Origin of the sequence: Micromonospora sp. NPDC050980 (assembly GCF_040653835.1) — a bacterium.
GTDB lineage: Bacteria > Actinomycetota > Actinomycetes > Mycobacteriales > Micromonosporaceae > Micromonospora.
The window spans coordinates 104,789-126,838 of sequence record NZ_JBFAGS010000001.1; the positions used below are offsets into that span (position 1 = coordinate 104,789).

The 22,050-nt window shown below is 73.0% G+C and carries 20 protein-coding genes and 2 tRNA genes; 7 read left to right on the forward strand and 15 right to left on the reverse strand.

What is annotated here, in order from left to right; genetic code table 11:
* Positions 1 to 11 precede the first annotated feature (11 nt).
* The gene (locus AB0H28_RS00510; protein ID WP_358032156.1) at positions 12 to 1,136 is read right to left on the reverse strand and encodes a DUF5931 domain-containing protein; all 1,125 of its coding nucleotides are present in this window, start codon (positions 1,134 to 1,136) and stop codon (positions 12 to 14) included.
* A gap of 115 nt (positions 1,137 to 1,251) precedes the next feature.
* Between AB0H28_RS00510 and AB0H28_RS00515 the strand changes: the two genes are divergently transcribed.
* Positions 1,252 to 1,719, forward strand: coding sequence for an ATP-binding protein (locus tag AB0H28_RS00515; protein WP_358032159.1), 468 nt, complete (start codon positions 1,252 to 1,254; stop codon positions 1,717 to 1,719).
* An 18-nt stretch (positions 1,720 to 1,737) separates the two neighbouring features.
* Here AB0H28_RS00515 and AB0H28_RS00520 read toward each other — a convergent pair whose 3' ends face one another.
* On the reverse strand, positions 1,738 to 2,676 hold the full coding sequence (locus tag AB0H28_RS00520) for a ribose-phosphate pyrophosphokinase (RefSeq protein ID WP_358032163.1): 939 nt from the start codon (positions 2,674 to 2,676) through the stop codon (positions 1,738 to 1,740).
* 65 nt (positions 2,677 to 2,741) lie between these two features.
* Between AB0H28_RS00520 and glpK the strand changes: the two genes are divergently transcribed.
* Positions 2,742 to 4,226, forward strand: coding sequence for a glycerol kinase GlpK (glpK, locus tag AB0H28_RS00525; RefSeq protein WP_358032166.1), 1,485 nt, complete (start codon positions 2,742 to 2,744; stop codon positions 4,224 to 4,226).
* Between the two features lie 16 nt (positions 4,227 to 4,242).
* On the opposite strand, the gene AB0H28_RS00530 is transcribed toward glpK, so the two are convergent.
* From AB0H28_RS00530 to AB0H28_RS00540, 3 genes are read right to left on the reverse strand one after another with little or no spacing between them, the layout of a single operon-like run.
* The gene (locus tag AB0H28_RS00530) at positions 4,243 to 4,980 is read right to left on the reverse strand and encodes a VOC family protein (RefSeq protein ID WP_358032168.1); all 738 of its coding nucleotides are present in this window, start codon (positions 4,978 to 4,980) and stop codon (positions 4,243 to 4,245) included.
* Between the two features lie 10 nt (positions 4,981 to 4,990).
* On the reverse strand, positions 4,991 to 5,152 hold the full coding sequence (locus tag AB0H28_RS00535) for a DUF397 domain-containing protein (protein ID WP_358032171.1): 162 nt from the start codon (positions 5,150 to 5,152) through the stop codon (positions 4,991 to 4,993).
* 59 nt (positions 5,153 to 5,211) lie between these two features.
* Positions 5,212 to 6,045, reverse strand: a complete 834-nt coding sequence (locus AB0H28_RS00540; RefSeq protein ID WP_358032174.1) for a phosphoribosylaminoimidazolesuccinocarboxamide synthase — start codon at positions 6,043 to 6,045, stop codon at positions 5,212 to 5,214.
* Between the two features lie 123 nt (positions 6,046 to 6,168).
* On the opposite strand from AB0H28_RS00540, the gene AB0H28_RS00545 reads away from it, so the two are divergent.
* Complete coding sequence (locus AB0H28_RS00545) at positions 6,169 to 7,494, forward strand: extracellular solute-binding protein (RefSeq protein ID WP_358032176.1); 1,326 nt, start codon at positions 6,169 to 6,171, stop codon at positions 7,492 to 7,494.
* Between the two features lie 79 nt (positions 7,495 to 7,573).
* Here the strand turns inward: AB0H28_RS00545 and AB0H28_RS00550 are convergent, their stop codons facing one another.
* The 5 genes from AB0H28_RS00550 to AB0H28_RS00570 form a co-directional block, all read right to left on the reverse strand.
* The gene (locus AB0H28_RS00550) at positions 7,574 to 7,822 is read right to left on the reverse strand and encodes a hypothetical protein (RefSeq protein WP_358032178.1); all 249 of its coding nucleotides are present in this window, start codon (positions 7,820 to 7,822) and stop codon (positions 7,574 to 7,576) included.
* A 107-nt stretch (positions 7,823 to 7,929) separates the two neighbouring features.
* Positions 7,930 to 8,003, reverse strand: a tRNA-Met gene (locus AB0H28_RS00555).
* A gap of 215 nt (positions 8,004 to 8,218) precedes the next feature.
* A tRNA-Met gene (locus AB0H28_RS00560) sits at positions 8,219 to 8,292 on the reverse strand.
* Between the two features lie 47 nt (positions 8,293 to 8,339).
* A complete protein-coding gene (locus AB0H28_RS00565) occupies positions 8,340 to 11,315 on the reverse strand; it encodes a UPF0182 family protein (RefSeq protein ID WP_358032180.1) in 2,976 nt (991 codons plus the stop codon).
* Between the two features lie 127 nt (positions 11,316 to 11,442).
* A complete protein-coding gene (locus tag AB0H28_RS00570; RefSeq protein ID WP_358032182.1) occupies positions 11,443 to 12,456 on the reverse strand; it encodes a PDZ domain-containing protein in 1,014 nt (337 codons plus the stop codon).
* Between the two features lie 115 nt (positions 12,457 to 12,571).
* Here AB0H28_RS00570 and AB0H28_RS00575 point away from each other — a divergent pair, with 115 nt between their 5' ends.
* Positions 12,572 to 13,843, forward strand: coding sequence for a zinc-dependent metalloprotease (locus AB0H28_RS00575; RefSeq protein WP_358032184.1), 1,272 nt, complete (start codon positions 12,572 to 12,574; stop codon positions 13,841 to 13,843).
* Positions 13,844 to 14,038: 195 nt separating this feature from the next.
* Here the strand turns inward: AB0H28_RS00575 and AB0H28_RS00580 are convergent, their stop codons facing one another.
* Both AB0H28_RS00580 and AB0H28_RS00585 read right to left on the reverse strand, forming a co-directional pair.
* Positions 14,039 to 14,641 (reverse strand): hypothetical protein, encoded by a 603-nt coding sequence (locus AB0H28_RS00580; protein ID WP_358032186.1) that lies wholly within the window; start codon positions 14,639 to 14,641, stop codon positions 14,039 to 14,041.
* Positions 14,642 to 14,768: 127 nt separating this feature from the next.
* Positions 14,769 to 15,287, reverse strand: coding sequence for a M48 family metallopeptidase (locus tag AB0H28_RS00585; RefSeq protein ID WP_358032189.1), 519 nt, complete (start codon positions 15,285 to 15,287; stop codon positions 14,769 to 14,771).
* Between the two features lie 474 nt (positions 15,288 to 15,761).
* Here AB0H28_RS00585 and AB0H28_RS00590 point away from each other — a divergent pair, with 474 nt between their 5' ends.
* The 3 genes from AB0H28_RS00590 (at position 15,762) to AB0H28_RS00600 (ending at position 18,585) form a co-directional block, all read left to right on the forward strand.
* Positions 15,762 to 15,929, forward strand: coding sequence for a DUF5679 domain-containing protein (locus AB0H28_RS00590; RefSeq protein WP_007464795.1), 168 nt, complete (start codon positions 15,762 to 15,764; stop codon positions 15,927 to 15,929).
* Between the two features lie 186 nt (positions 15,930 to 16,115).
* Positions 16,116 to 17,228 (forward strand): TOMM precursor leader peptide-binding protein, encoded by a 1,113-nt coding sequence (locus AB0H28_RS00595; protein WP_358032192.1) that lies wholly within the window; start codon positions 16,116 to 16,118, stop codon positions 17,226 to 17,228.
* A gap of 10 nt (positions 17,229 to 17,238) precedes the next feature.
* Positions 17,239 to 18,585, forward strand: a complete 1,347-nt coding sequence (locus AB0H28_RS00600; protein WP_358032195.1) for an AarF/ABC1/UbiB kinase family protein — start codon at positions 17,239 to 17,241, stop codon at positions 18,583 to 18,585.
* Positions 18,586 to 18,895: 310 nt separating this feature from the next.
* Here the strand turns inward: AB0H28_RS00600 and AB0H28_RS00605 are convergent, their stop codons facing one another.
* From AB0H28_RS00605 to AB0H28_RS00615, 3 genes are all read right to left on the reverse strand, one after another.
* On the reverse strand, positions 18,896 to 19,261 hold the full coding sequence (locus AB0H28_RS00605) for a WhiB family transcriptional regulator (RefSeq protein WP_358032198.1): 366 nt from the start codon (positions 19,259 to 19,261) through the stop codon (positions 18,896 to 18,898).
* A gap of 128 nt (positions 19,262 to 19,389) precedes the next feature.
* Positions 19,390 to 19,641: a hypothetical protein gene (locus AB0H28_RS00610; RefSeq protein ID WP_358032201.1), complete on the reverse strand. Its 252-nt coding sequence runs from the start codon at positions 19,639 to 19,641 to the stop codon at positions 19,390 to 19,392.
* 130 nt (positions 19,642 to 19,771) lie between these two features.
* On the reverse strand, positions 19,772 to 21,970 hold the full coding sequence (locus tag AB0H28_RS00615; RefSeq protein WP_358032204.1) for an ATP-dependent DNA helicase UvrD2: 2,199 nt from the start codon (positions 21,968 to 21,970) through the stop codon (positions 19,772 to 19,774).
* Positions 21,971 to 22,050: the final 80 nt, after the last annotated feature.

A 22,050-nucleotide genomic window follows, 5' to 3' on the forward strand; every position in this document is an offset into this window, starting at 1 on the left:
CACCCGGATGCTCACCGCCGCCGGCTCCTCGGCACGGTCAGCTCGATCTCGGTCCCGGTGCCCGGGGTGGAGACGATCCGCACCTCGCCGCCCAGGTCCGCCACCCGGCCCCGGATGGACTGGGCCACCCCGAGCCGGCCCTGCGCCGCGGCCTCCGCGAGCCGCCCGTCCGGGATCCCCGGCCCCTCGTCGCGTACCGAGACGGTCACCGTCTCCTCCTCGTCCTCGATCAGCACCCAGGCCCGCCCGCCGGCGTGCCGGGTCACGTTGTCCAGCGCCGCGCCGACCGCCGCGGCCAACTCGCCGGCCGCCCGGGCGGGCAGCGGCACCGGGGTGGCCGGCGCGGCCACCTGCACCGCCGTCGAGGCGTAGCGGTCGAGCAGGTCGCGCAGGTCCCGGTCGGCGCCGGACCGCTCCGGCTCGGCGTCCACCCGGCCGATCAGCGACCGCAACGCGGCCTCCTGCTCCCCGGCGAGGCGGGCCAGCTCGGCCGCCTCGCCGTCCAGGTCCGCGCCGCGCCGCCGGACCAGCGCGAGCACCTGGAGCACCGAGTCGTGGATGTCCCGGGCCAGTCGTTCCCGCTCCCGGGTGGCGGCCTCCAGCTCCACCGCCCGCTGCAACCGGGCCTCCGCCTCGACGGCCAGCCGGGCCACGTGCCCGACCACCAGGCCGGCGAGCAGCAGCAGGATCGCGCCGGTGAACGCGGACGGGTTGATCGGGTCCCGGGTGGCCAGGTCGGCGCCGCCGAGCACCAGCGCGGCGACCGTGCCGCGCCGCCGACCGCCGGAGACCGCCCAGGCCAGCACCGGCCCGGCCAGCCAGGCCGAGGTCAGGACCGGCACGCCGGCGGCGAGCGCCGGGCGGCCGACCACCCACGGGGTGACCAGGATGATCGCCAGCACCACGCCGAGGTCGGCCAGGAGCAGCGGCCAGCGCCGCCCGGCCGGACGGCGGTAACCAGCCGCCGTCACCCCGCTCCAGGCCAGCATGCCCAGCAGGACGCCGCCGGCCGCCACCGGGTGCGCGTACTCGCCGCCGTCGCGCAGCACGAGCACCCCGACGTACCCGAGCGAGGCGAACCGGAACACCGCGATGGACCGCCAGAAGGGGCCTTCCAGGCCGGAGGTCGACGGCATGGGCGTCACCCTGCCACAGCCCGTCACGCCGGGGCCGCCGGGTGCGGTCCCGGAAACCCTGACGTACGGTGGAAAAGCCGCGAAAGTTGTCGAGAGCCGAGGCCGGGACGGGGCCATGACCAACGCAGAACTCCCCGCACCGCGTACGGTTGTGCCCATCGAACCTTCCCTCCTGATCGCCGAGGCCTTCGACCAGGCCCAGGTGACCGAGCTGCGGCACTCGGTCACCTCCTGCGCGCACGCGGTGGGGCTGGCCGGCCAGCGGCTGGACGACTTCGTGCTGGCGGTCAACGAGCTGATCACCAACGCGGTCCGGCACGGCGGCGGGCAGGGTCGGCTGCGGCTCTGGCGGCGCGGCGGCGACGTGGTCTGCGAGGTCGCCGACCACGGGCCGGGGATCAGCGCACGGCGGCTGCGCGACCGCGGCCGGCCGGCCCCGGAGACCGCTGGCGGCTGGGGCCTGTGGCTGGCCCGGGAGCTGAGCGACACGATGGAGGTCGAGACCGGCGACGCCGGCACGGTCGTCCGGATCACCGCGGCGTTGAGCGCCCGGCGGCCCGCCGGCCGCCCGCTGGACGGCTGACGCCCCGCGGCCCGGCGCTCAGCCGAACAGCGCGCTCACCGACTCGCCGTTGTGGATCCGGCGCATCGCCTCGGCCAGGGCCGGCGCCACGGAGAGCACTTGCAACTTCGGCACCCGCTTCGCCGCCGGGATCGGCACCGTGTTGGTGCAGACGATCTCCAACACGCCGTCCTGCGCGCTCAACCGCTCCAGCGCGCCGCTGGAGAAGAGCCCGTGCGTGCACGCCAGCCGGATCGAGCGGACCTGCCGCTGGCGCAGGTGCGAGATCAGCTCGACCACCGTGCTGCCCTTGGCGATCTCGTCGTCCAGCACGATCACGTCCCGGTCCGCCACGTCCCCGATGATGGTGCTGATCTGCACCCGGTCGTCGCTGAACCGCTGTTTCGCGCCGGCCGCCACCGGGGTGCCGAGCATCCGGGCGAACGCCGCGGCTTCCTTGGCGTTGCCCAGGTCCGGCGAGACGACCACCGTGTTGCCCAGGTCGTAGCCCTTGAAGTGGGCGGCCAGCTCGCGCAGCGCGTGCAGGTGGTCGACCGGGACGCTGAAGAAGCCGTGCACCTGCGGGGAGTGCAGCGTCATCGCCAGCACCCGGTGCGCGCCGGCCGAGGTGAGCAGGTCGGCGACGAGTCGACCGCCGATGGAGATCCGCGGCGCGTCCTTCTTGTCCGACCGGGCGTACGCGTAGTGCGGCAGCACCACGGTGATCCGGGCGGCCGAGGCGCCCCGGGCGGCGTCGATCATGAGCAGCAGCTCGACCAGGTGCTCCTGCACCGGCGGCACCAGCGGCTGGATGAGGAAGACGTCCCGCTCCCGGCAGTTCGCCTGCAACTGCACCTCAAGGCAGTCGTTGGCGAACCGGGACACCCGCACCGGGTGCAGCGGAACGGCGAGGTGGGCGCAGATCTCGGCGGCGAGGTCCGGGTGGGCGGTCCCGCTGAACACGGCAATGTCACGCACGTCTGTTGATCGTACGGGCCGGCCGGTGGGAGACGGGGGACGCGCCCGGCGGGTACGGTGCCTGCGTGACCGGAGAGTTCGTCGCCGCCATCGACCAGGGCACCACCTCCTCGCGGTGCCTCGTCTTCGACCGTGCCGGCGAGATCGTCGCGGTGGCCCAGCGCGAGCACCGGCAGATCTTCCCGCGCCCCGGCTGGGTCGAGCACGACGCGGAGGAGATCTGGACGAACGTCGAGCACGTGGTGCGCGAGGCGATGGCGAACGCCGACATCGGCCCGGAGCGGATCGCCGCGGTGGGCATCACCAACCAGCGGGAGACCACTGTGGTCTGGGACCGGGCCACCGGCCGGCCGGTGGCCAACGCCATCGTCTGGCAGGACACCCGCACCGGCCCGCTGCTGCGGGAGCTGGCCGAGACGTACGACGCCGACCGGCTGCGGGCCCGCACCGGCCTGACCCTGGCCACCTACTTCGCCGGGCCGAAGCTGCGCTGGCTGCTCGACCACGTCGACGGGCTGCGCGAGCGGGCCGAGCGGGGCGAGGTGCTGTTCGGCACCATGGACAGTTGGCTCATCTGGAAGCTGACCGGGCGGCACGTCACCGACGTGACGAACGCCAGCCGCACCCTGCTGATGGACCTGGAAACCCTCGACTGGGCGCCGGAGCTGCTCGACGCGCTGCGCGTCCCGGCCGCGATGCTGCCCGAGATCCGCTGCTCGGCCGAGGTCTACGGCACCGCCGGGGGTGTCCTCGCCGGGGTGCCGGTGGCCAGCGCGCTCGGCGACCAGCAGGCCGCGCTGTTCGGGCAGACCTGCTTCCGGCCCGGCGAGGCCAAGTGCACCTACGGCACCGGCAGCTTCCTGCTGCTCAACACCGGCGCGAGCCCGGTGCCGTCGCGGCACGGCCTGCTCACCACCGTGGCCTACCGGATCGAGGGGCAGCCGGCCACGTACGCGCTGGAGGGCGCGATAGCGGTCACCGGCTCGCTGGTGCAGTGGCTGCGCGACAACCTCGGCCTGATCTCCACCGCCCCGGAGGTCGAAGAACTGGCCCGCACCGTCGACGACAACGGCGGCTGCTACGTGGTGCCGGCCTTCTCCGGCCTGTTCGCGCCGCACTGGCGCAGCGACGCCCGGGGTGTGATCGCCGGCCTGACCGGCTACATCACCAAGGGGCACCTGGCCCGGGCGGTGCTGGAGGCGTCCGCGTTCCAGACCCGCGAGGTGGTCGACGCGATGAACGCCGACTCCGACGTGGCGTTGCGCCGGCTGCGGGTGGACGGCGGGATGACCGGCAACGCGCTGCTGATGCAGTTCCTCGCCGACGTGCTCGACGTGCCGGTGGTGCGCTCCCGGATCACCGAGACCACCTGCCTCGGCGCCGCGTACGCGGCCGGCCTGGCGGTCGGCTTCTGGCCCGACCTGTCCACGCTGCGGGACAAGTGGCGCTCCGACGCGCAGTGGGAGCCGGCGATGGACCCGGCCCACCGCCGCCGCGAGCTGCGCCAGTGGCACAAGGCCGTGCAGCGCACCTTGAACTGGGAGGACTGATCCCCTCCCCGGACGGTCAGGCGGGGGTGAGCACGCAGAACTCGTTGCCCTCGGGATCGGCCATGACCGTCCACGGCACAGCGCTGCCACCCAGATCGACGCGGGTGGCGCCGAGCGTCTCCAGGCGGGCCGCCTCGGCCGCCAGCTCGCCGCCCGGGTAGGGGCGGACGTCGAGGTGGACCCGGTTCCACCCGGTCTTCGGCTCGGAGGTGCGGACGAACTCCAGGTAGGGGCCGACGCCCTGGGCGGACCGCAGCCTCGCGTGCCGGTCGGTCACCTCGTGCACGGTCCAGTCCGTCGCCTCGCCCCAGAAGCGGGCCATCTCGCGCGGGTCCGCGCAGTCGACGACGACCGCCGCCATCACGCCGGTGTCCCGGTAGATCGGGCGCGGCTCCAGCACGCAGAACTCGTTGCCCTCCGGGTCGGCCAGCACCGTCCACGGGACGTCGCCCTGGCCGATGTCGGCGGGCGTCGCGCCCCACTCGGTCAGCCGCGCGACCAGCTCCGCCTGATGCTCCGCCGACGTGGTGGCCAGGTCGACGTGCACCCGGTTCTTGCCCACCTTGGGTTCGGTGGAGACGACGAGGTCGACGCAGACGGCGACCGGGTTGGGATAGACGAAGCCCTCGGGTTCGAGGTTGGTCACGCCCGGCCCCTCGCTGGAGATCCCCCAGCCCAGCACCTTCGCCCAGAAGTCGCCGAGCGCGGCATCGTCGCGGGCCTTCATGTTGATCTGCACGAGCCTCGTCGCCATGCCGACGAGACTAGACGACCTTGACCTGCGCGACGAAGGCCCGCCAGACGGCCGGGGCGAAGCCGAGGGTGCCGCCGGAGCGGTCCTTGGAGTCGCGCACCAGCACCCGGCCGGGCAGGTTGTCGGCCACCTCGACGCAGGTGTCGCCGCCGTTGCCGGACCGGCTCGACACGCGCCACCGGGGGTGGAGGCAGTGTTCACAGCAGGTACGGCCGGATGGCGGTGTCGCGGTCAGTCCCAGCGGTTGCCGGTCAACTTCTCGTACGCCTCGACGTAGCGCGCCCGAGTCGCCTCGATCACCTCTGCCGGCACCTCCGGCGCCGGCGGACGCTTGTCCCAGCCGCTCTCCACGGCCCAGTCCCGCACGTACTGCTTGTCGAAGGAGAACTGGGCGCGGCCGGGCTGGTAGGACTCGGCCGGCCAGAACCGGGACGAGTCGGAGGTGAGCAGCTCGTCGCCGAGGACCAGCGTGCCCTCCGGCGTCCAGCCCAGCTCCAGCTTGGTGTCGGCGATCAGGATGCCCCGGTCGGCGGCGATCTCCGCGCCTCGCCGGTAGACGTCGATGGTGATCTCCCGCAGCCGCTCCGCCGTCTCCGGGCCGACCTTGTCGACCACCTGGTCGTAGGTGATCGGCTCGTCGTGCTCGCCCTTCGGCGCCTTGGTCGACGGGGTGAAGATCGGCTCGGGCAGGATCGACGCCTCCACCAGCCCCCGGGGGAGCGGCACGCCGGAGACCGAGCCGGTGCGCTCGTACTCCGCGAGGCCACCGCCGGCCAGGTAGCCCCGGGCCACGCACTCGACCGGCACCATCTCCAACCGCCGGCACCGGATCGCCCGGCCGGCGAACTCCGCCGGCACGTCCGTGGCGGAGACGACGTGGTTCGGCACCAGGTCCGACAACTGCTCGAACCACCACAGCGAGAGCGCGGTGAGCAGGCGGCCCTTGTCCGGGACCGGGGTCGGCAGCACCACGTCGTAGATGGAGACGCGGTCGGAGGCGACCAGGATCAGGTCCGCGCCGTCGGCGTAGACGTCCCGGACCTTGCCCGAGTGCAGAAGTTCCACGGCGGTAAGTACACCATGACCGGGATCCGCCATTCGGTGCGCCCGCCGGCCGTCCCACCTGCCGTTGACACCCCCGGCCGGGGCCGGTGGAATGATCCGTCCAGCCCAGCATCGGAGAGAAGCGTGCGCGCTCAGCGGCCCGTACCCCGTCCCGGCCTCGACCGGCGACGGTTCCTCGGCGCGCTCACCGGCCTGCCGCTGCTCGCCGGCGGGCTGGCCGGTTGCCGCCCGGCGGCGGACGACGGCGGGGCGGACGACGGCCCGATCGAGCTGTCGGTGTTCTGGTGGGGCGGCAACCGCCGCGCCCAGGCCACCGAGCAGGCGCTGCGTCTCTACACCCAGCAGAACCCCCGGGTCAGCTTCCGGATCACCTGGCAGGGGCTGGCCGGCTACTACGACCGCCTCGCCACCCAGGCCACCGGCGGCAACGTGCCGGACCTGTTCCAGATCGACGACACCCTGCTGACCGAGTACGACCGCCGGGAGATCCTGCTCGACCTCACCCGCTACACCGCCGACGACCGGCTCGACCTGGCCGACCTGCCGCCGCAACTGGCCCGCTACGGCCGGGTGGACGAGCGGACCGTTGCGGTGCCCGCCGCGCAGACCAACGCGGCGCTGGTCTTCAACCGGGACCTGCTGCGCCGGCTGGGCCAACCCGAGCCGCGCACCGGCTGGTCCTGGAAGGAGTACGCCCGCTGGGCCGGCCGCGTCACCCGGGCCTCCGGCTACCGGGTGGCCGGCACCATGGACCCCTCCGGCGACTACCGGGCGCTCTGGCTCTGGCTGCGCGGCCAGGGCCGGGAGTTGTACCAGGGACGGCAGCTCGGCTTCAGCTCCGCCGAGCTGCTCGCCTGGCTCGAGTTCTGGGAGGTCGCCCGCTTCGACGGGGCCACCCCGAGCGCCGCCCTGGTGGAGCAGGCGGACACCGGCGAGCTGGCCCGCCAACTCGTGGTCACCGGGCACACCGCGGCCTCCTTCGCCTGGTCACACCAGTTGCCGGAGCTGCAACGCCTGACCGACGACGAGCTGGGCGCCGTCGCGTTTCCCGGCACGCCGGCCGCCCAGTGGCCGCGGGCGTCGATGTTCTGGGCCGGCTTCCGCGGCACCCGCCACCCCGGCGCGGTGGTGGACGTGCTCAACTTCCTGACCACGAACGTTGCGGCCGGCCGGATCCTCGGCCTGGAACGCGGGCTGAACCCCAGCACGCAGGTCCGCACGTACGTCATCGACGGCCTCACCGACCGCGCCGAGCGGCGGGTGGCGGCCCTGGGCGCGGAGCTGGACGAGCTGGCCGGTCCGGCGCCCGCACCGCCGCCGCGGGGCCATGCCGCGGTGCGGACCCTGCTGATCGACGCGGCCGAGAGCATCCGCGGCAAGCGGGCCGGCCCCCGCACCGCAACCTCACGTTTCATGGCCCGGGCGAACGCCGCCCTCGCCAAGGGATGAGGCGGGGCCCCTTCTTAACGCATCCGGTAGAGGAGGGGCCCCCGCTTGACGCCGTCGCGGCGCGCCGCCGACCCCCGCGTCAGCGCGGCGGGCGGTTGCGCCGGCCCCGCGTGAACAACAGCACCAGCAGCACGATCCCGCCGACCACCACGAGGCAGCAGAGCAGGCCGAGGACGCCGAAGCCGCCCCGGGAGCGCCGGCGCGCGGCCTCGACCACCAGCTCGCCGGTGCCCGTCGACGCCCAGGCCGCGACCGGCACGAAGACCGCGAGCACGACCGTACCGATGACCGCGCCCAGGCGGCCCCACCATCTGTTCCATCCAGCCATGCCCTCATCCTCGCCGAGACGCGCAACCGGGGCACGCCGGACGGCAGGGATGAATCCGGATACGGCGAAGGGCCCCGGAGTTCCCTCCGGGGCCCTTCGCGATCACGTAGCGGGGACAGGATTTGAACCTGCGACCTCTGGGTTATGAGCCCAGCGAGCTACCGAGCTGCTCCACCCCGCGTCGGTAGCAACAGCCTATCGCACCCGGATCGCGGAGATCAGCCGGGTCCCCGATCCCGCCGGTCCGGGGCCGCCACCTCGCCCCACCGGGACCGGACCCACGCCGATTCCCCGAGGTGGCGGCATCCCCACCCGCCGGACACCACCACATCCCCGAACTGGCGTGCCCGGGCACGGCGAAGGCCCCGGAGCGGACTCCGGGGCCTTCGTCACGAGTAGCGGGGACAGGATTTGAACCTGCGACCTCTGGGTTATGAGCCCAGCGAGCTACCGAGCTGCTCCACCCCGCGTCGGCTCGTTAACCGTAGCGCACCGACCCGACGAGGCGCAAAACGGGTCAGCCGCTCGCCGACGGCGAGGGCGACGCCGAGGGCGACGCGCTGCCCGAGGGCGTGGCGGACCCACCCGCCGCCGCCTGAGCCTGCTGGAACGCGGTCATCGCCTCGTCCAGCGCCTTCAACGCCCGCCCGTACCGCTCGAAGTCGCCGGACGCCTGCGCGGCCTTGACCTCGGCGATGGCGCTCTGCACCCTGCCGGCCGCGTCGGCCAGCTCGCCGGTGAGCGGCGGCGGGTTGTTGTTGTCGCCCCCCGACGGCGGCGGGGTGCCACCGTCGTCGGTCGACGGCGGTGGACTGCCCGCCCCGGCCCGCTTGCCCTGCTCGACCAACTGCTTGATGCCGTCGTTGAGGTTGTTGGCGAGCACCACGTACGAACCACCGTCACCGTACGAGAGCAGCACCTTCTGCAGCAGCGGGTAAGCGTCCTGGCTGCTGCTCTTCACGTAGACCGGCTCGACGTAGAGCATCCCGTCGGCGAACGGCAGCGACAGCAGGTTGCCGTACTGCACCTGGGCCTGGTTGGAGGAGAGCAGGTTGAGCTGCTGGCGGATGTCGCCGTTGTTGGTCATCTGCTGGTGCACCTGCGTCGGCCCGGAGATCCGGGTCTGATCCGGCAGCTCCAGCACCTCCAGCCGCGGCTGCCCGTCCACGTACGAGCCGGAGACGAGCGCGGCCAGGTTCTGCCGCCCGTTCGGGGTGACCGCGGAGGTCAACTGGAACCGTGGCCCGCTCTGCCCGGGGAACTGGGTGAACAGGTAGTAGGGCGGCTGCTTCTGCCCGCTGTCCGGCGCGTCCGGCACGTTCGGCACCTGCCAGAAGTCCTGGCCGGAGTAGAAGTCGCCGGGGTCGGTGACGTGGAACTTGGTGAGCAGGTTGCGCTGCACTTTGAACAGGTCGACCGGGTAGCGGAAGTGCTCGGCCAGTTCGGCCGGGATGTCGCCCTTGGGCAGCACGAGGTCGCCGCCGAACGCCTTGTTCCACGCCTTGAGCACCGGGTCGGTGTCGTCGTACGAGTAGAGCTTGACCGTGCCGTCGTACGCGTCGACGGTCGCCTTCACCGAGTTGCGGATGTAGTTGACGTTCTCCCGGGCGAGCTGGAACGTGCCCCGGCCGGTCAGTTCGTCGGTGGTCTCCGCCTGGAGGTTGACCCGCTCGGCGTACGGGTAGGTGGCGGCCGTGGTGTAGCCGTCGATGATCCACAGGACGCGGCCGTTCACCACCGCCGGGTAAGGGTCGCCGTCGAGGGTGAGGAACGGCGCGACCTTCTCCACCCGGTCGCGCGGGTTGCGCACGTAGAGCAGCTTCGAGTTCTCGTTGACCGCCTCGGAGAGCAGGAAGTTCGACTCCTGCTCCTTGATCGCGTAGAGCAGCCGGCGGGCGAACGAGCCGACCTTGACGCCGCCCTCGCCGCTGTAGGTGTAGTACTGCTCGCCGCCGGTCTGGGTGGGCCGGTCGAACTCGACGTTGCGGTCGCCGGTCTGCCCCACGATCGCGTAGTCGTCGGCCTCCATCCGCTCGCCGTAGTAGATCCGCGGCTGCTGGGCCGGGATCTCCTCGGTCGGCGCGGAGCACGCCTCCTGGGCCTTCTCACCGAGGAAGCCGGAGACGAAGTACGGCTGACCGCCGCAGACCACCTGGTTCGCCGGCGCGGCGACCAGGCCGTAGCCGTGGGTGTAGACGGTGTGCCGGTTGATCCAGTTGCTCTGCTGGTCGGTCAGCTCGCCGTAGTTGATCTCGCGGACGCCGACCACGTAGTCGGAGGTCTTGTCCTTGACCGAGTATCTGTCGATGTCCAGCTTCGAGCCGAAGTCGTAGAAGCCACGCACCTGCTGGAGCTGCGTGTAGGTCTCGGAGACCAGTTGCGGGTCGAGCAGCCGGATGTTGGACACCACCGAGGTGTCGGTGGCCAGGCTGGCCGGTGGCACGAGGTTGCTCGCCGCGTACCCGGTGCTCTTGGTGCCGTCGAGGCCGAACGCGGACCGGGTGGCGTCGATGCTGCGTTCGATGTATGGCGCCTCCTTGTCCCGGGCGCTCGGCTTCACCTCGAACGTCTGCACGGCCCACGGGTAGATGCCGCCGATCGCCACCGCGGAGACGCCCAGCAGGGCCAGCGAGATGCCCGGCCAGACCAGGTTCCGCATCACCGCGTTGGAGAACACGATGATCGCCAGCGCCACCAGGACGGAGATCCAGGCCAGGATCTCCTTCGCCGGGAGCAGCGCGTTCACGTCGGCGTAGCCGGCGCCGTAGAGCTTGGCGCCCTCGTTGTACTCCAGCAGCATGGCGCGCCGGTCGAGCACGTACGCGACGGCCTTGAGCAGGACGAAGACGGCCACCAGCGTGCTGAGGTGGGCGCGGGCGGCGTTGGTCATCCGGTCGCCGACGCCCTGCAGGCGCACCCCGCCGAAGATGTAGTGCACGGCCAACGCGCCGAGCAGGGCCAGCACCACCGCGGTGAAGCCCACGCCGAGCACGTAGCGCCAGAACGGGAGCTGGAAGACGTAGAAGCCGACATCGACGCCGAACTCGGGGTCCTTGACCCCGAAGTTGCCGCCGTTGCGGAACAGCAGCCACTGCGCCCAGCGGGTCTGCGCGGAGAGCCCGGCGAACAGGCCGACCACGGCGGAGACCAGGGCGATCCAGGTGCCGAGCCGGGGACTCAGCAGCATCCGGTAGCGCTCCAGCGTGGCCTGCTCGGCCGAGTGCGGACGCATCCGGGGTCGCAGCCGGTAGGCCAGCCAGAGGTTGCCGCCGACGATCAGCCCCAGACCGACACCGACCACCAGGAACAGCAGCAGCCGGGTGGCGAGCACGCCGGTGAAGACCTGGGTGTAGCGGACCTCGTCGAACCAGAGCCAGTCGGTCCAGGCGTTGACCCCCCAGCCGAGCAGGGTGAACAGCACGAACACCCCGACCAGGACCCCGATGGTGACGCGTCCGCGTCGGCTCATCCTCGGCAGGGGACTGCTACGCATGACCACTATTGGCTCCGCACGTTTGAGGTGATCGGCTCCGACCAGGCACCCCAGAGTACGGGGTGTTCCTGAACACGTCGGGTCAAGGTCACGTCACGATCGCCCGGGGGCCGTTGACCGGTCCTGCTCAGCAGCGCGTCGGCTGCCCCCCGGCACGCAGCGTCTCCAGCGCCTTGAGCGCGTCGTCGAGCGTCGCCACCCGGAGCAACGGCAGATCCGGCTGCGAGTTACGGACCGCCTCGGCGCAGTTGTCCGCGGGGACCAGGAAGACCTTCGCGCCGGCGTCCTTGGCGCCGACCAGCTTCTGCGCGATGCCGCCGATCGGGCCGACCCGGCCCTCGTCGTCGATGGTCCCGGTGCCGGCGACGATCTTCCCACCGGTCAGGTCCGCCGGCTCCAGCTTGTCGATGATGCCCAGGGTGAACATCAGGCCCGCGCTCGGCCCGCCGATGTCCCCAAGGTCGATCTTGAGGGTGAACGGATGTGGTTGCTGCTGGTCGATCTCGACACCGATGCGCGGCCGGCCGTCCTGCTCGCGGCTGGTCACCGTGGCGGTGCCCGGGACGCCGGCCCGGGTGTAGCCGATCCGCAACGCGGTGCCGGCCGGCCTGGCCCGGATCAGCTCGGTGAGCTTGGCCGCGCTCGTCACCGGCGTGCCGTCGACCGAGGTGAGCACGTCGTCCGCGCGGAGCGCGCCGGCCGACGGCCCGCCCGGGGTGACCGCCTTGACCAGCACCTTGATCGGATAGCCCAGCTCGCGCAGGGCCGCCGTCTCGGCGCTGGTCTGCGAGTTCTGGAAGTCCTCCGCGTTGCGCTTCTCGACCTCCTCCTGCGACTCGCCCGGCGGGTAGACCAGTTCACGCGGCACCACCGCCTCGTCCGAGGAGAACCAACCAGCCAGCGCCGACCGGAGCCGCACGGTGGGCTGCACGCCGACCGTGGTGAGCCGGAGCTGGCCGGCGGAGGTCGACGTCGCGCGACCGCTGACCTGGATGATCTCCTTGCCGTCCTCGCTGCCGAGCGTGTTGACCGTCGGGCCGGGGCCGAGCACCACGTACGGCAGGGGCACGCTCAGCACCCCGACGCTGAGCAGGGCGGTGAGCAGGGCACCGAGCATGACGGTCAGGCCGCGACGTCTCATGCGCCAGAGCGTACCGATCCGGGCCGCGTCGTCCGGCGCGGTGACCGGGCGACTTCGCCCTCAGCGCAACGCCGACGGGCACGACCTGCGGCGGGGCCCGCGTACCGTAGATGTCGTGCCTGATATTCCGTTCGGCTTCGCGCTCCCGGGTGGTCAACCACCAGACCCCAATGATCCCGCGCAGATGCAGCAGTTCATGTCGCAGTTGCAGCATCTGCTGTCCGCGCCGGGCAGCGGGCCGGTCAACTGGGACCTCGCCCGCCAGGTGGCCGCGAGCCAGCTCGCCGCCGCCGGCGACCCGGCGGTCTCGCCGTTCGAACGCAACGCGGTGGAGGAGGCGCTCCGGATCGCCGACCTCTGGCTGGAGCCGGCGACCTCGTGGCCCACCGGCATCCGGTCCTCGGTCGCCTGGAACCGCAACGAGTGGATCTTCAAAACGCTCGACGTGTGGCGCAAGCTCTGCGACCCGGTGGCGAGTCGGATGGTCGGCGCGATGGGCGACCTGGTGCCGCCGGAGGCGCGGGCCCAGCTCGGCCCGATGCAGTCGATGGTCGCCACGCTGGGCGGCGCGCTCTTCGGCGGCCAGCTCGGCCAGGCGCTCGGCTCGCTCGCCGCCGAGGTGCTCTCCGCCGGCGACATCGGCCTGCCGCTCGGCCCCGCCGGCGCCGCCGCGCTCATCCCCGCCAACATCAAGGCGTACGGCGCGGGCCTGGAGCTGCCGGAGGACGAGGTTCGCCTCTACGTCGCCCTGCGCGAGGCCGCCCACCAGCGGCTGTTCCAACACGTGCCGTGGCTGCGCGGGCACGTGCTCACGGCGGTGGAGAACTACGCCGCCGGCATCCGGGTCAACCGGGAGGCGATCGAGGAGGCGATGGGCCGGGTCGACCCGACCGACCCGGAGTCGATGCAGGCGATCGCGCTGGAGGGCATCTTCACCCCCGAGGACACTCCGGCGCAGAAGGCGTCGCTGGCCCGGCTGGAGACCGTCCTCGCCCTGGTCGAGGGTTGGGTGTGCCACGTGGTGGACAACGCCGCCGGCGACCGCCTGCCCAACGTGGTGAGCCTCGGCGAGGCGTTCCGCCGCCGCCGGGCCGCAGGTGGCCCGGCCGAGCAGACGTTCGCCGCGCTCGTCGGCCTGGAACTACGGCCGCGCCGCCTGCGCGAGGCGACAGTGCTCTGGGCGGCGCTCACCGAGCAGCGCGGCATCGCCGGCCGGGACGCGGTGTGGGGCCACCCCGACCTGCTCCCGTCGGACGACGACTTCGCCGCCCCCGAGGCGTTCGCGGCGACCGGCAGCGACCTGGACGACGAGCTGGCGAACTTCGACTTCTCCGCGCCCGGTGGGCCGGCGGAGCCGACCCCGGGCGAGGACGACGACAGGTCCTGACTCTCGGACGCGCGTCGGGGCCCGCACGGATCTCCGTGCGGGCCCCGTCGCCTACCGGGGCCGGGCTGGCCGCCGCGGCGGGCGTCGGCCTGGCCCGACCGGAGCCGCGTCACCGCGTCCGGGCCGGCCAGCCGGGGCGGCCGGTCAGCCGGGGCGGCCGGTCAGCCGGGGCGGTCGGTCAGCCGGGGCGGTCGCTCAGCCGGGGCGGCCGGAGAGCAGCGCCCGGGTGGCGTCCCAGCCCTCGAAGGCCGGGTCGAGGGTGCCGAGGTCGGCCGGGCCGCGCAGGCGACGCCAACCCGCGGTGACCGCCACCTCGCCGGGCCGGGGCGCCGCGGCCCGGACCTCGGCCGGCGCGGACGTGTCGAGATCCAGCGCCGGCAACCACTGCGGTGCGGGTAGCCGCGCGGCCACCCCGAGCAGGCCGGGCTCGCTCCCCTCCGCCGGGGCGACCGCCACCGGCCGGCTGGACAGCGGCCGGAGCAGCTTGCCGAGCGTCAGTCCGGGCACGTCGGGCGCGTCGGCGGCGACCACGGCCGCCTGGTCACAGCCGGCGAGGACGGCGAAGACCGCGTTCGGGGTGGGTTCGGGCACCTCGTACACGGCGGTGCCCGGCCAGACCACCGCGTCGGCCAGCCAGCGGTCGACCGGCGTGACCGCCACCGCGGTCTCCACCTCGTTCAGGGTGGCCAGCAGGTCCACCACGTCCTCGGCGAGGGCGGCCCGCCACCGCGCCGTCCCGATCCCCGGCGGCGACCAGGTCACCGGGTTGAGCAACGCCACCACCACACGTCCGGCCATCCGCCGACCCTAACCCGCCACCGCCCCACCCACCCCGTCTCGTCGATCATGAAGTTGGCCGTGACGAAAGGGACGAACCAAGCGGCCAACTTCATGATCGACGACAGAGCGCGCGGGGTGGGTGGGGTCAGATGCCGGCGGTGGCGGCCACGCCCTCCAGGTAGCCGCGGGCCCGCTCGGCCTTGGGGTAGCGGGCGACCAGGGACCAGAAGGTGGCGTTGTGACTGGGAACGATCAGGTGCGCAAGCTCGTGCAGGAGGACGTAGTCGATCACCCAGTCGGGCATGTCCTGGATCCGGTGGGAGATCCGGATGGTGCGGTCGGCCGGGGTGCAGGAGCCCCAGCGGCCGTTCTGGTTGGTCACCCAGCGCACGCTCGCCGGCTCGGCGGCCGAGCCGTGCTCCGGCAGGTAGAGCGCGATGAGGCGGCCGGCCCGGGCGAGCAGTTCGGCGTCCGAGCGGGCGAAGCGGCCCTCCCGGGCGGCCAGGCGAGCCAGCATCCGGTCCACCCACTCGCTCTCCTCGGCGCGGGAGAACTGGTCCGGGATGAGCACGACGACGCGCTCGCCGTCCCGGTACGCGGACACCGTGCGTCGCCGGCGCTGACTGCGCCGCACCTCGACGACGGGCTTCCGCGCCACGGCCATTACCGCCCCGCGCAGCCTCGGTTGACTGTCACGAAGGAAAGCTAATGCGTACTGACCAGGAGTCCGCAAGAGTCAACACGACGACACGCGCCCGGAAAATGACGGTTGGTGGTCAGGAGTCCCGAAAAATTTCTTTGCGACGGTAGTTGACCATCACTTGCCGGCCGACCGCCACGTTAGATGATCTACGGCGGGTGGTCGGCGCGGGGGCCGCGTCAAGAGGATCTGAACGCATTTAACCGGCGTGTCCTCGCGAAACTCACTTATCCGACGTTAATCGGCAGGCACACTCTCGTCGTCGACTTGCTCACAGAGTCGACGTGCAGCTGACATGGAACCGCCCAGACCTGGGTAGGGTCCGCCAACCAGCGGTCAGGAGACTGATCGCGGAAACACCCGGCGCCGGCGTCACGCGTGGCCCGCCGCAGGGAGACCCGCCGGGACACCTCCGGCGGACGAGACGAGGAGGCTACCGTGGCCGACCAGGCCCAGACCTACAACGGTTACTGCGTCAAGTGCAAGGAGAAGCGGGACTTCGAGGGGCACGTGGAGGTCTCGAAGACCGGCATGAACATGGCCAAGGGCAAGTGCCCGGTGTGCGGCACAACAGTGAACCGCATCCTGGGCAAGGCCAAGGTCTGACCCGTCCGGGTTCGTTCGGGGGAGGGGCGGCCACCCGGCCGCCCCTCCCCCGTCGGTCGGTGATCCGACACGGTTACCCGCCGGTTGTGGAAAACCGGCGATGTCCTGTGGACAAGGCTGGTGATGACGCGCCGCGCCTGTGGACAACGAACGACGGAGCGCTCGGGCACGGTCACCATTCGTGGTGTGACCCAGCCGACGCCGCTCATCCGCCCCACCCTGCTGCCCGGCCTGACCCGCCTCTGGCGTGACCGGCACACCCTCCAACTCGGGGTGGAACCCGGTCCGGCGGTGCTGCTGGAGGTCTCCACCCCGGGCACCACCCAGGTGCTCGACCTGCTCGACGGCACCCGCAGCGAGCGCGCGGTGCTGGCCGCGGCCACCGCCGCCCGGGTCCCGCCGGCCGAGGCACGCGCCCTGCTCGACGCGCTCCGGGCCGCTGGCCTCGTCGTACCGGCGCAGACGCTGCTCCCCCGCGACCTCGCCGGACCGCCCCGGGCCCGACTGGTCGCGGAGGCCGACGCCCTGGCCCTGGCCACGCCGCACCTGCCCGGCACGCCGGCCCGGCTGCTACGCCGCCGCCGGGGCGCCCGGGTGCTGGTGACCGGTGCGGGCCGGCTCGGCGCGGCGGTCGCCGTGGCGCTGGCCCAGGCCGGGATCGGGCACGTCGCACCCGAACTGTCCGGCCCGGTGCGCGCCGGCGATCTGGTCGGGACCGGCCTGCCCGGCACCGAGCTGGGCCGGCCGCTGGCCCCGGCGGTACGCGCGGCGCTGGCCCGCTGCGCTCCGGGCACCGCCACCGGCCCACTGCGGACCGCCCGGCCCGACCTGGTGGTGCAGCTCGGCGTCGGCCGTCCGGCCGAGCTGCTCGCCGCCGGCTACGCCCGCCGCCGGCAGCCCCACCTCCTGCTCGACCTGCGCGGCGGCGTGCCCGTGGTCGGGCCGCTGGTGCGCCCGCCCACCGGCCCCTGCCTGCGCTGCCTCGACCTGCACCGCGGCGACCGGGATCCGGACTGGCCGGCGCTCGCCGCCCAGCTCGCGGCCGATGGCGGTGAGCCGGCCTGCACGACCACCACCCGGCTCGCCGCGGTGGCCTTCGCGACGGCCGAGGCGCTCGCCCACCTCGACGGCGGCACCCCCGAGACGCTCGGGTCGGCGGTGGAGGTCCACGCCGCCGGTCGCCTCCGGCGTCGCCGCTGGTCCCCGCACCCCACGTGCGACTGCTGCGGGCGTCGCCCGATCCGGTCGGCCCCGCCCGCTGAAGGCCGCACGGCAGCAGCGGCCCCCTCGCGTCGGTAACAATGGTCGGGTGACCGACATCCCGCGACGGGCCGTGTCCCGCACCGCCAAACTCGCCGCCCTGCCGCTCGGATTCGCCGGTCGAACCGTCCTCGGCATGGGCAAGCGGGTCACCGGGCTCGCGTCCGACGTCATCTCCGCCGAGATCCAGCAGCGCACGGCCGAGCAGTTGTTCAGCGTCCTCGGGCAGCTCAAGGGCGGGGCGATGAAGTTCGGCCAGGCCCTGTCGGTCTTCGAGGCGGCGCTGCCCGAGGAGGTCGCCGCGCCCTACCGGCAGGCGCTCACCAAGCTCCAGGAGGCCGCCCCGCCGCTGCCCGTGGCGACCGTGCACAAGGTGCTCGCCGAGCAGCTCGGGCCGGGCTGGCGGGACCGGTTCGTCACCTTCGACGACGTCCCGGCCGCCGCGGCGAGCATCGGCCAGGTGCACCGGGCGGTGTGGCGCGACCCGGGGTACGGGCCGAACGGTGGCCCCCGGCACCGGGACGTGGCCGTGAAGATCCAGTATCCGGGGGCCGGTGACGCCCTGCTCGCCGACCTCAAGCAGCTCTCCCGCCTGGGCGGCATGTTCCGGGCGATCCAACCGGGGCTGGACGTCAAACCGCTGCTGGCCGAGCTGCGCGAGCGGATCACCGAGGAGCTGGACTACGAGCTGGAGGCCGAGTCGCAGCGGGCGTTCCACGCCGCGTACGCCGGCGACCCGGACATCTTCATCCCGGAGGTGCTCGACGCCGCGCCCCGGGTGCTGATCACCGAGTGGGTCGAGGGGATTCCGCTCTCCGAGATCATTCGGGAGGGCACCGACGAGCAGCGGAACAAGGCCGGCCGGCTGATGGCCGAGCTGCACCTCTCCGCGCCGGAGCGGGCCGGGCTGCTGCACGCCGACCCGCACCCGGGCAACTTCCGGCTGCTGCCCGACGGCCGGCTCGGTGTGATCGACTTCGGCGCGGTGGCCCGGATGCCGGAGGGCACGCCGGAGCCGATCGGCCGGATCGCCGCGCTCGCGCTGCGCGGCGACGCCGACGGGGTGGTGGACGGGCTGCGCGACGAGGGCTTCGTCGGGCGGAACGAGCCGATCGACGCTCCCGCGGTCCTCGACTTCCTCCGGCCGATGCTGGAGCCGATCGCGGCCGACGAGTTCCGCTTCACCCGGGCCTGGCTGCGGGCCGAGGCGGCCCGGCTGGCCAGCCCCCGCTCCGCCGCCTACCAGCTCAGCCGGCAACTCAACCTGCCACCGTCCTACCTGATGATCCACCGGGTGACGCTGGGTTCGATCGGGGTGCTCTGCCAGTTGGAGGCGAAGGCGTCCTACCGGGCGATCCTGGAGCGCTGGCTGCCCGGCTTCGCCCCGGTGGCCTGAGCGCACCGCACGCCGAAGGGGCGGCGACCCAGCCGGGTCACCGCCCCTTGCGTAATCGTGGTGATACTAGAGAACGCCCAGGTCGCGGGCCGACTGGCCGCGGCTCCGCATGGCGACGGTACGGGCGGAACGGGTTGCCTCAGTGCTCGTGGTGGTGCGACCGGCCTGAGGCCGGGGCATTCGAGCCCTCGACAACGCTTCGTGGAGTAGTTGCATCTCGGTTCCGTTCGGCAGGTGCAGCATCGGTTTCTCTCTCGTCTCGGCCGGTGGAGGGACACCGGCATCGGTCGGTCGTCGGAACGCAGGTGTGTCAGGCTGCCAGCCGGACGGCGCTACGCGACTCGGACAGCCCACTGGCCGCCAGTCGCGCCTCCGCCTCGACCCGGAGCTGGGCGTCGCGGGCCAGGTCCTCCTTGCGCGGACGGCCACGGGGCCGCTTGCGCGGGACGACCGCGCCACGCTCGAAGATCTCGCCGCCCCAGACGCCCCACGGCTCGGCCCGATCCACCGCCCCGGCCAGGCACTCGACGCGCAGCGGGCAGTCCCCGCAGAGCGCCTTGGCCAGTTCGAGTTCGGCGGGCTGGTCGGAGAACCACAGGTCGGGGTCGAACTTCCGGCAGGGCAGGTTCGCCTCCACCTCGACGCTCACGTCGAGTGGGGCCAACGCCAGACTCATCCTCCGGTCACCTCTCTCTCACTTCGATCTCGTGGATCGCATTCGGTACTTCGGTGGAACAAAAAACTGAGGCCGCGGATCCCGGTGTGCGGGTTCCGCGGCCTCGAGGTGAGCCGGTGGTCTGTGGATCAGACCGGTCTACCTCGAGGTGGAACGCCGCGGACATCCGTGCGCTTCTTGCCGCCATCGATGCCCATGCCCGTGAAGCCACTGGTCCCCTCGACTCCGGTGATCGGCGCGACGGTCAGGTTCAGCTCGGCCTGAACCCGGACCTGGTGCGCCTGCGGAGCCGACGGTCGGGCGGCAGGGGCCACCCGCACGGCCGACAGCGGAACGCCGGCAGCCGGCATCGCCGGACGCTCATAGGTGTAGATCTCCATTGGTGCCACCTCCCTGACCTTCCTCGTGCCGACCATGGACTCATCCCCCCTGAGCAGCCAGAACAGCGCTGCTCGCGAGGTGTGTCCTGAGGCTATTCCTCGCCGTCGGGCGAGGGCAAACGATTTACGGCTAGATTTCGAAAGTTTTCTGCGGGCAGACGTCGTCGACCGCCGCGCCCGCCACCAGGGCCAGCACCGTATCCCCGTAAAGCCCCACTTTTCGGGGCCCGATCCCGGCGATCGCGACCAGGTCCTCGGTGCGGGCCGGCTTCCGCTCGGCCAGCGCGGTGAGCGTGGCGTCGGTGAACACCACGTACGCCGGCACCTTCTGCGCGCCGGCCACCCGCTGCCGCCACTCGCGCAACCGCTCGTACAACGCCTCGTCCAGGTCGGACGGGCAGGTGGGGCAGCGGCCCAGCTTCCGGTCCGCGCCGGCGAGCAGCGTGGCGCCGCAGATCCGGCAGGAGACCACCTGGGGCCGCCGCCGTTCGGCCCGCCGGGCCGGCCCGGGGCCGGCCCGCTCGCCGCCGCCCGAGCGGTCGAGCTGGGGCAGGAAGCGGGACGGGCGCCGGGCCCGGCCGCCGGGCGAACGCGCCGTCGCGTACGACAGCCAGAGCCACTCCCGGGCCCGGGTGATCCCCACGTAGAGCAGCCGCCGCTCCTCCTCGACCTGCTCCGGTGTCTTCGCGTAGGTGGTGGGCAGCGTGCCCTCGGCCAGCCCGACCAGGAACACCGCGTCCCACTCCAGGCCCTTCGCCGAGTGCAGCGAGGCCAGCGTCACCCCCTCCACGGTGGGCACGTGCTGCTGGGCGGCCCGGCGGGCCAGCTCCTCGGTGAAGCCGACAAGCGTCACCGGGTGCTCCACCTCGGCCGCCGCCCCGATCGGCACCGGTAGGGCTTGGCTCTCGCCCGCGACCGCGGGGCCGGCAAGCTCGCTGCTCGCGTTCGCCGAGTACTCCTCGGCGAGCTGGACCAGCGCGGCGAGCGCCTCCCAGCGTTCCCGGGCGGCGCCGCCGGGCGGGGGCGCGTCCGGCGCCCAGCCGACCGCGGTGAGCCCCTCCACCACGGCCGCCCTCAGCGGCGTCCCGTCGGGGACGGAACGGGTGGCGGCGCGCAGCGCGATCATCGCCTGGCGCACCTCGGGCCGCTCGAAGAACCGCTCCGCGCCCTGGAGCACGTACGGCACCTCGGCCTCGGACAGCGCCTTCTCGTACGCCTCGGACTGCGCGTTGGTGCGGAACAGCACCGCGATCTCCCGCGCCGGCGTGCCGGCGACCAGCAGCACCCGGCACCGGGCGGCGACGGCGTTGGCCTCGGCCGGCTCGTCGGTGAAGATCCGCAGCTCCGGTTCGGGGCCGGGTCGCCGCTGGCCGTGCAGTTCCAGCCGCAGCCGCGCCTCCGCGCCCCGGGCCGCCGAGATGACCGCGTTGGCCAGGCCGACCACCTGCGGGGTGGAGCGGTAGTCGCGGACCAGCCGGACCACTGTCGCGCCGCGGTGCTGGCGCGGGAAGTCGACCAGGTAGGACGAGGTCGCCCCGGTGAACGAGTAGATGGTCTGACTGGCGTCGCCGACCACGGTGAGGTCGTCGCGCCCGCCGAGCCAGACATCCAGCAGCCGCTGCTGGAGCGGGTTGACGTCCTGATATTCGTCGACCACGAAGTGCCGGTACTGGTTGCGCACCTGCTCGGCCACGTCCGGGTGCTCCTCGATCCCCCACACCGCGGCACGCAGCATGTCCTCGAAGTCGATCACCCCGTTGCCGCGCTTGAGCCGCTCGTACGCGCTGAACACCTCGGCCACCCGGGCCGGCTCGTACGGCGTCTCGCGCAGCGCCTTGGCCGCGGCCACCGCGTACTCGTCCGGCTCGACCAGGGAGGACTTCGCCCACTCGATCTCGGCGGCGAGGTCGCGGGCGGCGGCCCGGTCGGCGCGCAGGCCCACCTTGGCGGCGGCCAGCGTGACCACCCGCACCTTGCTGTCCAGCAGCTCCGGCATGGCCCGCCCGGCCAGCAGCCGGGGGGCGAAGTAGCGGACCTGGCGCAGCGCCGCCGCGTGGAACGTCCGCGCCTGCACCCCACCCACCCCGATCACGGTGAGCCGGCTGCGCATCTCGGCCGCGGCGCGGGCGGTGAACGTGACCGCCAGCACGTGTCGGGCCGCGATGTCGCCGGACAGCGCCCGGTAGGCGATCCGCGCGGTGACCGCCCGGGTCTTGCCGGTCCCGGCCCCGGCCAGGATGCAGACCGGGCCGGCCGGGGCGGTGACCGCGGAGCGCTGCTCCGGATCCAGCCCGGCCAGCACCCGTTCCGCCGCTGAGTGAACCCCCACAGCAGGGAATCATCCCAGCCCCGTGCGACGTTGCAGCGGTTAGCCTGGCCTGATCGGACCGGGCGCGAGCCACAGTTGGA

Excerpts from the sequence above, each read along its gene's own strand:
- AB0H28_RS00550 (WP_358032178.1), bottom strand. The coding sequence starts at position 7,822 with ATGGCTGGATGGAACAGATGGTGGGGCCGCCTGGGCGCGGTCATCGGT.
- AB0H28_RS00585 (WP_358032189.1), bottom strand. The coding sequence starts at position 15,287 with ATGGCCGTGGCGCGGAAGCCCGTCGTCGAGGTGCGGCGCAGTCAGCGC.
- AB0H28_RS00515 (WP_358032159.1), top strand. The coding sequence starts at position 1,252 with ATGACCAACGCAGAACTCCCCGCACCGCGTACGGTTGTGCCCATCGAA.
- AB0H28_RS00610 (WP_358032201.1), bottom strand. The coding sequence starts at position 19,641 with ATGGAGATCTACACCTATGAGCGTCCGGCGATGCCGGCTGCCGGCGTT.
- AB0H28_RS00570 (WP_358032182.1), bottom strand. The coding sequence starts at position 12,456 with ATGAGACGTCGCGGCCTGACCGTCATGCTCGGTGCCCTGCTCACCGCC.
- AB0H28_RS00510 (WP_358032156.1), bottom strand. The coding sequence starts at position 1,136 with ATGCCGTCGACCTCCGGCCTGGAAGGCCCCTTCTGGCGGTCCATCGCG.
- AB0H28_RS00530 (WP_358032168.1), bottom strand. The coding sequence starts at position 4,980 with ATGGCGACGAGGCTCGTGCAGATCAACATGAAGGCCCGCGACGATGCC.
- AB0H28_RS00565 (WP_358032180.1), bottom strand. The coding sequence starts at position 11,315 with ATGCGTAGCAGTCCCCTGCCGAGGATGAGCCGACGCGGACGCGTCACC.
- AB0H28_RS00605 (WP_358032198.1), bottom strand. The coding sequence starts at position 19,261 with ATGAGTCTGGCGTTGGCCCCACTCGACGTGAGCGTCGAGGTGGAGGCG.
- AB0H28_RS00580 (WP_358032186.1), bottom strand. The coding sequence starts at position 14,641 with ATGGCCGGACGTGTGGTGGTGGCGTTGCTCAACCCGGTGACCTGGTCG.